Below are 13,094 nucleotides of genomic sequence, written 5' to 3' on the forward strand. Positions count from 1 at the left end.
GGTGGGGGCGGCCGCCGGCGAGCATCTGCTCAGAATCGCTCGATACTGGTCAATGCAATCAGATTCAGTCAACCCTTCCGGAAGCGGGACAGCTGTCCGTCGAGGCACTGACCGCCCCGGTCCTGCGCGGCTACACTCCCCGGCATGCTCAAAGCTGATCGCGCAGCCCGGATCCTCTCCCACATCACCCATCAGGGAAGCGCCGACGTGCACGCCCTCGCCGGCCTGCTGGGCGTCTCGGGCGCGACGGTCCGCCGGGACCTCCAGGAGCTCCACGAGCAGGGCCTGCTCCACCGGACCCGCGGCGGCGCGGTCACCGGGGCGGTCAACCTCGAACTCCCCCTGCGCCACCGCAGGGGGAAGTACCCGGAGGAGAAGCGGCGGATCGCCGCGCAGGCCGCCCAGCTGGTGCCGGACGGCGCGGTGGTCGGGCTGACCGGCGGTACCACGACCGGGGAGCTGGCCCGCGTCCTGGCCGGCCGCGGGGACGTCACCATCGTGACCAACGCCGTGAACATCGCGGCCGACCTCGTGGTGCGGCCGGAGGCCCGGCTGGTCGTCATCGGCGGGATCGCCCGCACCACCAGCTACGAGCTGGTGGGCCCGGCGGCCGACCGGATGCTGTCGCAGTACCACCTGGACGTCGCCTTCATCGGGGTGGACGGCCTGACCGCGGAGGAGGGGTGCACCACGCACGACGAGATGGAGGCCCAGACCGACCGGGCGTTCCTGCGCAGCAGTGCCCGGTCCGTCGTCCTCGCGGACAGCACCAAGATCGGGCGGGTCACCTTCGCGGAGATCTGCCCGCTGGCGGAGGTGCACGACGTGGTGACCGACGACGGGCTCACCGCGGTGCGGGAGAAGGAGATCGTGTCCGGCGGCGTCCGGGTGCACCGCGCGGGGTGAGCCGCTGAACGACCCGTCCCGCCCCTGGGGCGGCCTGCCGACGCGGGCCGCCCCAGGGCTTTCCGCCGCCCGGAACCGGGGCGGCCGCCGCCTGCTCGAAACTGAGATCTTGGTGATCATGGTTGCGCATGTCTGGAAGAACGAGCTATAAATCACTCAGATTTGAGCATCAAGGCTCAACCTTGCGCAGGAGGACGTCATGGCCTACGTCGACGCCGAGATTGCCAGCCAGCCGGAGTGCTGGCAGCGCGCCCTTGAGCTGACCCCCAAGGGACTTCCCGAACCCGGAGAGCGGGTCGCGATCGTCGGCTGCGGCACCTCGCTCTACATCGCGCAGGCCTATGCGGCGCTGCGCGAGTCGCTGGGGCTGGGGGAGACCGACGCGTTCGCGGCTTCGGAGTTCCCGGCCCACCGGCGGTACGACCGGGTCGTCGCCCTCACCCGCTCCGGCACCACCACCGAGGTGCTGGACGCACTGGCCCGCACCCGCAGCGGCGCGACCGTCGCGATCACCGGGGACCTGTCGACGCCGGTCGTCGACGCCGCACAGAACGTCGTCGCCCTGGAGTTCGCCGACGAGCAGTCCGTCGTGCAGACCCGGTTCGCCACCACCGCCCTCGTCCTGCTCCGGGCGCACCTCGGCGCCGCTCCGTCCGACCTGCCCGCACAGGCGCAGCAGGCCCTGGAGGCCGCGCTGCCCGAACGGGCCATCTCCTCCAAGCAGTTCACCTTCCTGGGCACCGGCTGGACCAGCGGCATCGCCCACGAGGCGGCGCTCAAGGTCCGCGAGGCCTCGTCCTCCTGGACCGAGTCCTACCCCGCCATGGAGTACCGGCACGGCCCGATCAGCGTCAGCAGCTCCGAGAGCACCGTCTGGTTCTTCGGCGAGCCGCCGGCCGGCCTGCTCGGCCAGATCGCGCTGACCGGCGCCCCGGCCGTGGTCGCGACGCGGGACCCGCTGGCGGAGCTGGTCCGCGTCCAGCGCCTCGCCGTCGAGCTGGCCAAGGCCCGCGGCCTGGACCCGGACCGCCCGCGCAACCTCACCCGCTCCATCGTGCTGGACCAGCCGTGACGGTGATCCACCGTCCGGGGCGGGGCCGGAAGGCGGTCGGCCCGTGAGCGTCATCGCGCTGGACGTCGGCGGCACCCACATCAAGGGTGCGATCGTCGAGGACGGCCGGCTCCTCGGCTCGGCGCAGTGGCACACCCGCGCCGACCACGGACCGGAAGCCCTGACCGGGACGGTCCTCGCCTGCGCCGACGAGCTGATGACCAGCGCCCTCCGGCACGGCGGCAGGCCGGAGGCCGCAGGGATCGTCGTGCCCGGCCTGGTGGACGAGGAGACGGGCACCGCCGTCCTCGCCGCCAACCTCGGCTGGCGCGGCACCCCCGTGCGCCGCCGGCTCGCCGAACACCTCGGCCTCCCGGTGGCGTTCGGGCACGACGTCCGGGCCGGCGGGGTCGCGGAAGGCCGCCTCGGCGCCGGCCGCTCCTGCCCCAACTTCGCCTTCGTCCCGGTCGGCACCGGCATCGCCGCCGCGCTGATGATCGACGGCCGCCCCTTCGGCGGCGACCACGGCTTCGCCGGGGAGTTCGGCCACCTGGTCGTCCGCCCCGGCGGGGACCGGTGCGCCTGCGGCAACCGGGGCTGCGTGGAGACCCTGGCCTCCGCCTCCGCCATCGCCCGCCGCTACGCCCGGGCCACCGGCGAGGCCGGCGTCAGCGCCAAGGACGTCAGGCGGCTGGCCGAGTCCGGGAACGGTGCCGCGGCGCGGATCTGGGTGGAGGCGGTGGAGGCGCTGGCCGACGGTCTGGCGGCGCTGACCGTCGTGCTCGACTTCGAGCGGATCGTCATCGGCGGTGGCCTCGCCAAGGCCGGCGAGCCGTTCCTCGGCCCGCTGCGGGACGCCCTCGCAGAGCGGCTCACCTTCCGCGGCCCGCCCCGGCTCGTCGCGGCCGAACTGGGCCACCGTGCGGGGAGCCTGGGGGCGGCGCTGCTCGCGCAGGACCTGCTGGACGGGGGCGGCCGGTGATCCTCACCGTCACCCTCAACACCGCTCTCGACGTCACCTACCGGCTCCCCGAGGTCCGCCGGCACGGCAGCAACCGCGTGCGCGAGGTCACCCAGCAGGCCGGCGGCAAGGGCGTCAACGTCGCCCGCGTCCTGGCCGCGCTGGGCCATGCCCCGGTCGTCACCGGCCTCACCGGCGGAGCGGTCGGCCGGGCGGTTCGCGAGGACCTCGCCGCGGCGGGCCTGCACGACGAACTGGTCGAGGTGGCGGGGGAGACCCGCCGCACCGTCGCCGTCGCCGAGGAGCGGGACGGTGACACCACCATCTACCTGGAGCCCGGTCCGGTGGTCTCCCCGGAGGAGTGGCAGGGCTTCCTGGCACACTACGGGCGCCTGCTGCCCGGCGCGGCCGTCGTGGTGCTCTCGGGCAGCCTGCCGCGCGGCGTTCCGGCGGACGCCTACCGGCAACTCGTCGAGCGGGCCGGAGTGGACGGCATCCCGGCGCTGCTGGACGCCGACGGTCCCGCACTGTTGCACGGTATCCAGGCCGGCCCCGCCGTGGTCAAGCCGAACCTGCACGAGCTGGCCGAAGCCACCGGCGCCCGGGACCCGCTGGAGGGCGCCGAGTCGCTCCGCGCGGCCGGCGCGGGGGCGGTGGTCGCCTCGCTCGGGCCTGACGGGCTGCTGGCCTGCACCGCCGGGGGCCGCTGGCAGGCCCGTCCGCCCGGCAGGTTCCTCGGCAATCCGACCGGCGCGGGCGATTCGGCGGTGGCCGCTCTCGCGCTCGGCCTGGCCGCCGGCGCCGCCTGGCCCGACCGGCTCCGGCACGCGGTGGCACTGTCCGCCGCCACCGTCCTGGCGCCGCAGGCCGGCCGCTTCGAGGCCGGCGCCTACCACCGCCTGCTCAGCCTCGTCCGGGTCGAGGAGATCGAACCGGCGCACCCTCAAGGAGAGCCATGCCCCTGACCGGAACCGGCGAGATCACCGCCCCCGCCCGCCACGGCGCCCACGGCGTCGGCGCGTTCAATGTCATCCAGCTGGAGCACGCCGAGGCCATCGTCGCCGGCGCGGAGAGCGCCGGCGCCCCGGTGATCCTGCAGATCAGCGAGAACGCCGTGCGCTACCACGGAGGCCTGGCCCCGATCGGCACCGCCACGCTGGCCGTGGCCCGGGCCGCGGGCGTGCCGGTGGCCGTCCACCTCGACCACGCCACCGACCGGTCACTGGTCCGCGAGGCGGTCGAACTCGGTTTCACCTCGGTGATGTTCGACGCCTCCGTGCTCGACTACGAGCAGAACGTCCGGGCCACCGCCGAGGTGGCGGCCTTCTGCCACGACGCGGGCGTCTGGGTGGAGGCCGAGCTGGGCGAGGTCGGCGGCAAGGACGGTGTCCACGCGCCCGGCGCCCGGACCGACCCGGGCGAGGGCGCGGCGTTCGCCGAGCGGACCGGCATCGACGCGCTGGCCGTCGCCGTCGGCACCTCGCACGCCATGCTCACCCGGGACGCCGTGCTGGATCTGGAGCTGATAGCCGCCCTGCGGGCCGCCGTCCCCGTGCCGCTGGTGCTGCACGGCTCCTCCGGGGTCGCGGACGCGGACCTCGCCGCGGCCGTCGCCCACGGCATGACGAAGATCAACATCGCCACCCACCTCAACAAGGCCTTCACCGCGGCCGTCCGCCGCCGCCTGGCCGCCGACTCCGCCCTGGTCGACACCCGGGCCTACCTCGGCGACGGCCGGGCCGCGGTCGCCGGGGAGGTGGCACGCCTGCTCGGCGTCCTGACCGCGCGGGCGGCCGTCGCGCGCTGAGGCGGGGCCACTGAAGGGGATCGCGCGGCCCGGCGGCGGCCCCGGGGCTCGGTGCTGACGGAGCCCCAGGGCCGCCGCCGTCTGCGGGGCCGCCCCGCACACGGGCCATCGATTAGGCTCGGGCCGAATCCAGCGGACGACGGCCGGGAGGCGGCGGCGCATGCAGTCGGGACTGAGTTTCTCCGCGGCGGACCTCGCGCAGACCCGGTTCGCCGTCTCCCCGATGTGGGAGGTCGTCACCAGCTTCCGACTGCTCCGGGGCGACGCCGAGCCGGCGCTGCACCGGCGCTGGGCCGAGCAGGTGCGGCCCCGGCTGGCTCACGCCGGGCTCGACCGCGGCTGGCTGGCCGACCTCGTCCCCGCCGACGGCTACCTCGCGGACTTCCTCAACCCCACCCCCGCCACCCCGTTCCCCGTCCTCGGCGCCGAACTGGACGCGATCCGGCGCAGCGCGCCCGCGCGGGTGCGGACCGAACTGGAGATGCTCGGCGTCGAGCGCGGCACCGGGCCGTCCGCCCGGCTCAGGTTTCTGCACGAGGCTCCTGAGGAGGCGCTGGAGAAGATCACCGCGGAGATCGAGGCGTACTGGGAGCTCGCCCTCGCGCCCTACTGGGCCAGGATCCGGCGGCTCCTCGAAGCGGACGTGTTCCACCGGGCGCGGCAGGTCGCCGAGCACGGCTCCGCCCACGTCCTCAACGAACTGCACGAGACCGTGCGCTGGGACGACGGCACGCTGCGACTGGTCCGCCGACACTGCGCGCTGACCCGGGACCAGGCCGGCTCCGGCCTGCTCCTGGTGCCCTCGGCGTTCGCCTGGCCGCGGGTACTGACCCGCTCGGTGCCGCCGGATCCGCCCCAACTGGCCTATCCGGCCCGGGGAATCGGCAACCTGTGGGAGCACCGGGCGACCGCCTCGCCGGATGCGGTCGCCGCCGTCCTGGGCCGCTCCCGTGCGCTGCTGCTGACCGAACTGGACACACCGTCCTCGACCACCCGGCTGGCCGAGCACTCCGGCCTGTCCGCGGCCGGGGTCTCCCAGCACCTGACGGCCCTGCGGAACGCCGGCCTGGTCACGGCCCACCGCACCGGGCGGTTCGTCCTCTACGCCCGCACGGCCCTTGCCGACGCCCTCCTGGCCCCCGCGGGGGACTGACCGCGCGGGCGCGTGAAGGACGGACGGCGGCACCGCCCGGGGCGGCGCCCTGCCGGGCCCGGCCCCGTCACCGCTCCGTGGTCCGACCGGGCGGCGAGGTCCGGCCGTCCGCCAGGGTCCGGCCGGGCGTTGGCGTCGGCCGGGCGTCGGGGTCGGGCGGGTGTCAGGCCACGGCGTCGATCCAGTCCATCAGGCGGGCCCCCTCGCGCGTCATGATCTCCGGATCGCGCAGCGCGTTGGAGAGCAGGGACATGCCCTGGTAGCCGGCGACGAGGGTGACGGCGAGGCCCTCCGGGCCGGCTGCACCCAGCTGCCGGAACTGCTCTTCGACCCACTGCAGCAGCAAGCGGATGACCTGGCCCACCGCGGCGTCGAGGCCGCCGTCGTCGCGCTTGTCGAGTTCGACGGCGAGGGTGCCGGTGGGGCAGCCGTAGCGGGCGGCGGTGTCGCGCCGGCCGACCCATGCGGTCACCAGGCCCTTGAGGCGTTCGCGCGGGTCGGCCAGCAGGTCGAGCTCGGCGGTGAGGGTCTCCAGGTGGCCGGCGTGCTCGGAGAGGGCGGCTCTGACCAGCTCGTCCTTGGTCTTGAAGTAGTAGTACACGTTGCCGGTCGGCACGTCGGCGGCGTGGGCGATGTCGGCGATGGTGGTGCGCTCGACGCCCTGCTCGTGCAGGACCCGCGCCGCGGCGGCCGTCAGCCGCTGCCGCTTGCCGGCGTTTCTCGGGGCGGCGGCCTTCCCGGCGGCGGTCTTCCGGGCGGCGGCGCCGGAGGTCTTCCTGTCCCCGGCCGTCTCGCCGTCGGCCTTCGCGTGGGGAGCCTCCGCCGAGGCGTGCCGGGAATCCATTGAGTCAGTCACCCGACTAACTGTAGACCGACGCCCGTCGGGGCTGCTACGGTTTCGGCTCGACGGAGTTAGTCAGGCAACTAACTCACTTATCGATCGGGGAGATCGACATGATCGTGGTGACAGGTGCGACCGGGAACGTGGGGCGGGCACTGGTACGGCTGCTGACCGAGGCGGAGGTGCCGGTGACCGCCGTCGCCCGGCACATCACCGAAGCCGACGTGCCGCCGGGCGTGCGGGCGGTGGCCGGCGACCTCGCCGACCCGGCCGGCCTGCGGGCCGCGTTCGACGGGGCGGAGGCGCTGTTCCTGCTGGTGGCGGGGGAGGACCCGGACGGCATCGTGGATCTCGCGAAGAACGCCGGGATCCGCAGGGTGGTGCTGCTCTCCTCGCAGGGAGCGGGGACCCGCCCGGAGGTGTACCGGCACCCGGTCCGGTTCGAGGCCGCCGTCCGTGAGTCCGGGCTCGGCTGGACGGTCCTGCGGTCGGGCGGGATGGCCACCAACGCCTTCGCCTGGGCCGAGTCGGTCCGCACCCGGCGGGCCGTCGAGGCGCCGTTCGGCGACGTCGGCCTACCGTTCGTCGATCCCGAGGACGTGGCCGCCGTGGCCGCCGCCGCGCTGCGTGAGGATGTGCACCTGGGTGCCACCTACACCCTGACCGGCCCCGCGCCGACCACCCCGCGCGAGCGGGCCGCGGCGATCGCGGCCGCGCTGGGCGGACCGGTGCACTTCACCGAGCAGACCCGCGAGCAGGCCCACGCACTCATGGCGCGGTTCATGCCGCTGCCCGTCGTCGCCGGCACCCTGGCCATCCTCGGCGAACCGACCGAGGAGGAGCAGCGGGTCGGCCCCGACGTCGAACGCGTCCTGGGCCGCCCGGCCGCGACCTTCGCCGCCTGGGCCGCCCGCAACGCCGCCGCCTTCCGCTGAGCGCGCCCGCCGCCTGCGCCCGCCGCCTTCCGCTGAGCGCGCCCGGGCCCTCGCCCTCGCGCTCGCCCGTGCCCTTACCCGCCATCATTTTCGTCGAAGGACAGCACCATGCCCGTTCAGCACATCCTCGGCTCGACCATGCACCACCGGGAGTCCGGCGCCGGGGCCCCGATCGTCTTCCTGCACGGCAACCCGACCTCGTCCCACCTGTGGCGGCACGTCATGCCCGCGGTGGGGAGCGGCCGGCTGCTGGCCCCCGACCTGATCGGCATGGGCGAGTCCGGCAAGCCCGCCATCGACTACACCTTCGCCGACCACGCCCGGTACCTGGATGCCTGGTTCGACGCGCTCGGCCTCGATGACGTGATCCTGGTCGGCCACGACTGGGGCGGCGCCCTGGCCTTCGACTGGGCCGCCCGCCACCCCGGCCGGGCGCGCGGTATCGCGTTCACCGAGACCATCGTCAAGCCGATGACCTGGGAGGAGTTCCCCGAAGGTGGCCGGGACCTCTTCCGGGCGATCAAGACGGACGGCATCGGCGAGGCCATGATCCTCGACGACAACGTCTTCCTCGAAGAGGGCCTGCCCGGCACCGTCGCCACCGCCCTCGCCCCGGGCGACCTCGACGTCTACCTCAAGCCCTACCCCACTCGCGAGAGCCGCCTCCCGCTCCTGCAGTGGCCGCGCTCCATGCCGCTGGGCGGCGAGCCCGCCGAGGTCGTCGCCCGGATCGAGGCGTACGACCGGTGGCTCGGAGCCAGTCCCGACGTGCCCAAGCTCCTGATCACCTTCGCCCCCGGGCCGGGGACGATGGTGCACGGGGACACCATCGCGTGGTGCGAGGCCAACATTGCCGGCCTGACGGTCCGACACTTCGACGCCGTCGCCGGGCATCACACGCCGGAGGACCATCCGCTGCTGATCGCCGGCGCCGTCGCGGCCTGGGCGGACGGACACGGCCTTCGCGGCCGGTAGGCGCCGGGCCGCGGGAGACGCGGCCCCGGCCGCACCCCGGTGCTTCGCGGGCCGCGAATCCGGGGAGATGTGGATCGGCGGTTGACAGCCGATGGCGGGAAGGTGACGTGGCACATGGCGCAGGGCAGGAGCCGGTCGCGGTGGGACGGGACGGACGCGTTACGGGGCGGGCGGGAGGTGCTGGTCGTCGGCGCCTACTTCGCCGATCTGGTCTTCCGGGGGCTGGCCGGGCCGGTCAGGCCCGGGACGGAAGTCTTCGCCGAGGCGGTCGACCTGCTGCCCGGCGGGGCGTTCACCCCGGCGATGGCGATGCACCGGCTGGGCCATGACGTGGTCTGGGCAACCGACTTCGGAACCGACCTGTTCAGCGCGCAGGTGCTGGCCGCCGTCCGCGCCGAGGGGCTGGACGAGACCGGCTTCCGTCACCACCCGGGCCCACTGCGCAGTGTCACGGTGGCCCTGTCGTCCCCCGGCGACCGTGCCATGGTCAGCTATCAGGACCGGGTCGACGCCCGGCCGCTCGCCGCGCTGCTGCGCGAGTACCGCCCCGCGGTGCTGATCCTGCCGCAACTCCAGTACGGCGAAGAGGTGTTGGCTGCGCTGCGAGTCGCCCGTCAGCTCGGGACGGAGGTGTTCATGGACTGTCAGGACATGCCCGGCACTCTCGAAACACCCCTCGTGCGCGAGGTGCTCGCCGAAGTGGACGTGTTCGCCCCCAACGCCGACGAGGCGTTGCGCCTGACCGCCACCGGCACGGTCGACGACGCCCTGAGCGTGCTCTCCGGGCTGGTCCGCACCGTGGTCGTCAAGCGTGGGGGCGAAGGGGCGTGCGCCGTCCGCGACGGGAAGCGGTACGACGTCGCCGCCGTCCCGGTCGACGTCGTGGACACCACCGGGGCGGGCGACTGCTTCGACGCCGGCTTCGTGCACGCCCACCTCGAGGGCCGGGAGCTCCCCGACTGCCTGGTCGCCGCCGTGGCCTGCGGTGCCGTGGCGACCACCGGCCCGGGCTCCAGCCGTGCCCCCGACGCCGCCGGTCTGCGGGAGTGGCTCGCCCGCGTTCCCCACCACTGACCCGTCGTCACCACCGACCCGCCCTCATCGGCGACTTGCGCCGCCGCCGGCCGCACCGCCGCCGTACGCCCTGGCGCGCAGTTCCTCGCCCGACAGCGCACCACCGGCTCGTGATCGGGTGTGTCGCCCACCATGTCATGCCCGATTCACGCGGTGACGGGTTCGTGTTAGCGTCCGATGATCCTGATCTGAGCTGCGCCCCGGCCCACCGGCCGGGGCGCAGCTCCACGTGGCGATCGGCGAGGGGGTACCACCATGGCAGCACCGGAGACGGCCGAGCCCGGGGGCGCGCACACGACCGGGCACACGGACGGGCGGGTGACCACCACACTGCGCCAAGTCGGGTACCCTGCAAGGATCCTGGTCACCGACCTGGACGGCACCCTGCTCGGTGGCGACCGGGCCGACCGCCGCCGCCTGCACGCCGCGCTGGCCCGGCACCCGGAGGTGACCGTGGTCTTCGCGACCGGTCGGGGGATCTCCTCGGTGCGCGAGGCTCTACGGGACCCACTGGTGCCCAGACCGCGCTGGATCATCGCCGACGTGGGGGCGAGCGTCATCGACGGCACCGACCAGACCCCGGTCACGGACCTGCAACGTCGCCTGCGCGGCGGCTGGCCCGGGGCCGCACGCGTGCGCACCGCGTTACGCCGCTTCCCGGGGCTGGTCTACCAGCGCGGGGTTGTCCAGGACGGCCGCTGCTCGTTCCATCTGCGTCCTGAGGATCTGACGCAGGAACTCACCGACGCAGTCCGGGCGTTGGGCTGCACCTGGCTGTACTCGGCGGACCGGTACTTCGACGTGCTCCCACCCGGTGCGAGCAAGGGCGGTGCCCTGGCGGCGCTGGCAGCCGACCAGCGCTGGCCGATGGACTCCGTCCTCGTCGCCGGTGACTCGCTCAACGACCTGTCGCTGTACGGGCTCGGCGCGCACGGCGTGATCGTCGGCAACGCCGAACCCGCCCTGCGCGCGGCCGTCCCCGAGGGCGGCGCCGTCCACCGGCCCGAGCGGCCGGGAGCCGCCGGCATCCTGGAGGCCCTCCAGGAACTCGGCTGGGTGGAACGCGACTACCCGCTCGTGGTCGGCTACCACCGCCCGCCGGTCCACCCGACCCCCGGTGGCTGGCGGCCGCCCGCCAGCCCCAACGGCATCCTGCCCACCCTGTGCCGCCTGTTCGAGGCCAACCCGCAGGCTCTCTGGGCCACCGCCGCCGTTCTCGGTCCGCATGCCCGCCCCGGCAGGCTGCAGGGGCACGACACCGGGCTGCCGCTCTCCTTCGTGCCGCTGAGTGCCGACGACTGGGCCGCCTACTTCCACCGGGCCTGCAAGGAGACACTCTGGCCGGTCCTGATGTCGCAGCCCCGGCGGCTGCGGTTCGACCCGGACGCCTGGGCCCGTTACCGCGCGGTGAACGCGCGCTTCGCCGACCACATCGCCGCCCGCGCCGCACCGGGCGCCACCGTCTGGCTGCACGACTACAACCTCTGGCTCGTCCCCGGCCGGCTCCGCCCGCTCCGCCCCGACCTGCGGATCGGCCTCTTCCACCACACCCCCTTTCCGGCACCGGAGGTCTTCGCGGCCCTGCCCACCGCCGCCGAGATCCGTACCTCGCTGAGCTGCCTGGACTGGGCCGGGTTCCACACCGAGACCTTCGCCGAGCAGTTCCGCCGGGCCCTCGCCGGAGCGCCGGGTACGCCCCGGGTCGGCGTGCATCCGCTCGGCATCGACCGCGAGGCCATCGCCTCGGCGGCCCGGTCCCGTCTCGGTGGGCGTACACGGTCGCCGCGGGGCGGAGCGGGCGGTGGTCCGCTGGTGCTCTCCGTCGAACGCCTCGACTACGCCAAGGCCCCCGTGGAGAAGGTCGAGGCGGTGGCGGCCGTGCTCGCGCGTCGCCCCGAGTTGCGCGGACGGTTGCGGTTCCGGCTGGTCTGTCCGCCCCCGGAGCCCGGCATCACCTCCTACGACGTGACCCGGCAGACGTTGGAGCGCCGGATCGCCGAGGTCAACGACAGGTGGGGCACGGTCGGTTGGCAGCCCGTCGAGTACCTGCCGCAGAGCCTGCCCTTCACCGAGGTGATCGACCACTACCTGGAGGCGGACGTGTTCTGGGTGACCTCCCTCCAGGACGGGATGAACCTCACCGCGAAGGAGTTCATCGCCGCGCAGCGGGCCGTCGGCCGCTCCGGCGTCCTGGTGCTCTCCCGCCACGCCGGCGCCGCCGCCCAGCTCGGCAGCGCGGCCCTGCTCACCGACCCCCGCTCACCCGCCGACCTGGTCGACACCCTCCACCGGGCCCTGACCCTCGGGCCCGAGGAGCGGCGCCTCCGGGCGGAACGCCTCGCCGACCTGCTCGGCGACCACCACCCCGCCGACTGGGCCGCCGAGATCACCGCGGCCATCCGTGGCGACGACTCCCAGGGTGCGGCCCCGGGGGCGTCCCCGGGCACCTCCCGGGACGGCTCCGGAACCACGGCTGTCGGTGCCCGGTGACGGCGGGCCGGGCTCAGCGCCGGCCGGGAGCGGCGGCCGCCAGCGCCGCGGCGACGATCGCCGCGATCCGCCTCGGCTCCTCGTTGGGGAGGAAGAAGCTGGTGCCGGGGATGGTGACCACGGTGGCATGCGGGCAGGCCTCCAGCGTGCGCCGCTCGTCGGCGGTGAGCCCGCCGTCGCCCTTCTCGGCGTGCACGACCCAGACCGGTACCCCCGCACCGCAGAGGCGCGCGGCCGGATCCCCGTGCGCGCCGAGATGGTCGAGGTAGCCGCGGAGGATCCCGCGCATCACGTGCGGATCGTTGCGGCGAAGGTCGGCGAGCAGCTCGGCGCGGCGCTCGGGCGGTACGCGCATGCCCCTGGAGGCCGGGCCCATGAGCTTCAGCAGGGCGGCGGAGGGGAGCGGGCCGAGGACGCCGCCGAGGCGGCAGACGGCCCGGGAAGAACAGGGGTTCGTCCCGGGCGACAGGCTGATGCCGAGCATCACCGCGGGCCCGGTGAACGCGCCGGTCGCCAGCATCTCCAGCGCGACGCTCGCCCCCATGCTGAACCCCACGACCACGTCGCAGGCCTGCTCCTCTGCCAGCCGGCCGGCGAGCCGGGCCAGGGTGCCGATGCCGAAGTCCTCGGGAGTCGCCGTCCCGCTGTGCCCCGGCATGGTCACGGAGACCAGCCGGGTCCGGGCGAGCGCGGGCGCGGTCATCAGTTCGGCGTACGACCGGGCGGTATTCAGCCCGCCGGGGAGGAGCAGTGCGGTCTGCGGCGCGTCGGCCGGCCCCGAGACGAGCTGGTCCCACGCAACGTCCATCGGGTGTCCTTCCTCCGCGTGCCGGGCCTCCGCGTGCCGGGCGGCCGTCCGGCACGCGACCGGGACCCGGACAGACCGGGACCCGGAAGGGCG

The 13,094-nt window shown here is 74.6% G+C and carries 12 protein-coding genes; 10 read left to right on the plus strand and 2 right to left on the minus strand.

Annotated elements, in window-relative coordinates:
- Nucleotides 1–144 precede the first annotated feature (144 nt).
- From OG286_RS37980 to OG286_RS38005, 6 genes are all read left to right on the plus strand, one after another.
- A complete protein-coding gene (locus OG286_RS37980; protein WP_331741647.1) occupies nt 145–906 on the plus strand; it encodes a DeoR/GlpR family DNA-binding transcription regulator in 762 nt (253 codons plus the stop codon).
- A 199-nt stretch (nt 907–1,105) separates the two neighbouring features.
- Nucleotides 1,106–1,978 carry an SIS domain-containing protein gene (locus OG286_RS37985; protein ID WP_331741650.1) on the plus strand — a complete coding sequence of 291 codons (873 nt, stop codon included), beginning with the start codon at nt 1,106–1,108 and terminating at the stop codon, nt 1,976–1,978.
- A gap of 43 nt (nt 1,979–2,021) precedes the next feature.
- On the plus strand, nt 2,022–2,939 hold the full coding sequence (locus OG286_RS37990; protein WP_331741653.1) for an ROK family protein: 918 nt from the start codon (nt 2,022–2,024) through the stop codon (nt 2,937–2,939).
- Nucleotides 2,936–3,883, plus strand: a complete 948-nt coding sequence (locus OG286_RS37995) for a 1-phosphofructokinase family hexose kinase (RefSeq protein WP_331741656.1) — start codon at nt 2,936–2,938, stop codon at nt 3,881–3,883. Before OG286_RS37990 ends, OG286_RS37995 begins: the two co-directional genes overlap by 4 nt.
- Nucleotides 3,874–4,725: a class II fructose-bisphosphate aldolase gene (locus OG286_RS38000; protein ID WP_331741659.1), complete on the plus strand. Its 852-nt coding sequence runs from the start codon at nt 3,874–3,876 to the stop codon at nt 4,723–4,725. The genes OG286_RS37995 and OG286_RS38000 overlap by 10 nt, the downstream gene beginning before the upstream one ends.
- Nucleotides 4,726–4,885: 160 nt before the next feature.
- Nucleotides 4,886–5,878 carry a DUF5937 family protein gene (locus OG286_RS38005; protein ID WP_331741662.1) on the plus strand — a complete coding sequence of 331 codons (993 nt, stop codon included), beginning with the start codon at nt 4,886–4,888 and terminating at the stop codon, nt 5,876–5,878.
- A gap of 163 nt (nt 5,879–6,041) precedes the next feature.
- On the opposite strand, the gene OG286_RS38010 is transcribed toward OG286_RS38005, so the two are convergent.
- Entirely contained in the window at nt 6,042–6,734 is a 693-nt protein-coding gene (locus tag OG286_RS38010) for a TetR/AcrR family transcriptional regulator (RefSeq protein ID WP_396325879.1), read from the minus strand.
- Between the two features lie 98 nt (nt 6,735–6,832).
- Here OG286_RS38010 and OG286_RS38015 point away from each other — a divergent pair, with 98 nt between their 5' ends.
- The 4 genes from OG286_RS38015 to OG286_RS38030 all read left to right on the plus strand — a co-directional run bounded on the left by OG286_RS38015 (nt 6,833) and on the right by OG286_RS38030 (nt 12,193).
- Nucleotides 6,833–7,654 carry an NAD(P)H-binding protein gene (locus OG286_RS38015; RefSeq protein ID WP_331741667.1) on the plus strand — a complete coding sequence of 274 codons (822 nt, stop codon included), beginning with the start codon at nt 6,833–6,835 and terminating at the stop codon, nt 7,652–7,654.
- Nucleotides 7,655–7,762: 108 nt separating this feature from the next.
- A complete protein-coding gene (locus OG286_RS38020; RefSeq protein ID WP_331741670.1) occupies nt 7,763–8,629 on the plus strand; it encodes a haloalkane dehalogenase in 867 nt (288 codons plus the stop codon).
- A gap of 114 nt (nt 8,630–8,743) precedes the next feature.
- On the plus strand, nt 8,744–9,703 hold the full coding sequence (locus OG286_RS38025) for a carbohydrate kinase family protein (RefSeq protein ID WP_396325878.1): 960 nt from the start codon (nt 8,744–8,746) through the stop codon (nt 9,701–9,703).
- A gap of 255 nt (nt 9,704–9,958) precedes the next feature.
- The gene (locus OG286_RS38030; protein ID WP_331741675.1) at nt 9,959–12,193 is read left to right on the plus strand and encodes an HAD-IIB family hydrolase; all 2,235 of its coding nucleotides are present in this window, start codon (nt 9,959–9,961) and stop codon (nt 12,191–12,193) included.
- Between the two features lie 13 nt (nt 12,194–12,206).
- Here the strand turns inward: OG286_RS38030 and OG286_RS38035 are convergent, their stop codons facing one another.
- Nucleotides 12,207–13,001 (minus strand): alpha/beta hydrolase, encoded by a 795-nt coding sequence (locus OG286_RS38035; RefSeq protein ID WP_331741678.1) that lies wholly within the window; start codon nt 12,999–13,001, stop codon nt 12,207–12,209.
- Nucleotides 13,002–13,094: the final 93 nt, after the last annotated feature.

The sequence above is a fragment of the Kitasatospora sp. NBC_00039 genome (assembly GCF_045160625.1).
Taxonomy (GTDB): Bacteria; Actinomycetota; Actinomycetes; order Streptomycetales; family Streptomycetaceae; genus Kitasatospora.

Coding starts and splice junctions, on each gene's coding strand:
- OG286_RS37980 (WP_331741647.1), top strand. CDS start 145: ATGCTCAAAGCTGATCGCGCAGCCCGGATCCTCTCCCACATCACCCAT.
- OG286_RS37985 (WP_331741650.1), top strand. CDS start 1,106: ATGGCCTACGTCGACGCCGAGATTGCCAGCCAGCCGGAGTGCTGGCAG.
- OG286_RS38000 (WP_331741659.1), top strand. CDS start 3,874: ATGCCCCTGACCGGAACCGGCGAGATCACCGCCCCCGCCCGCCACGGC.
- OG286_RS38005 (WP_331741662.1), top strand. CDS start 4,886: ATGCAGTCGGGACTGAGTTTCTCCGCGGCGGACCTCGCGCAGACCCGG.
- OG286_RS38015 (WP_331741667.1), top strand. CDS start 6,833: ATGATCGTGGTGACAGGTGCGACCGGGAACGTGGGGCGGGCACTGGTA.
- OG286_RS38020 (WP_331741670.1), top strand. CDS start 7,763: ATGCCCGTTCAGCACATCCTCGGCTCGACCATGCACCACCGGGAGTCC.
- OG286_RS38025 (WP_396325878.1), top strand. CDS start 8,744: ATGGCGCAGGGCAGGAGCCGGTCGCGGTGGGACGGGACGGACGCGTTA.
- OG286_RS38030 (WP_331741675.1), top strand. CDS start 9,959: ATGGCAGCACCGGAGACGGCCGAGCCCGGGGGCGCGCACACGACCGGG.
- OG286_RS38035 (WP_331741678.1), bottom strand. CDS start 13,001: ATGGACGTTGCGTGGGACCAGCTCGTCTCGGGGCCGGCCGACGCGCCG.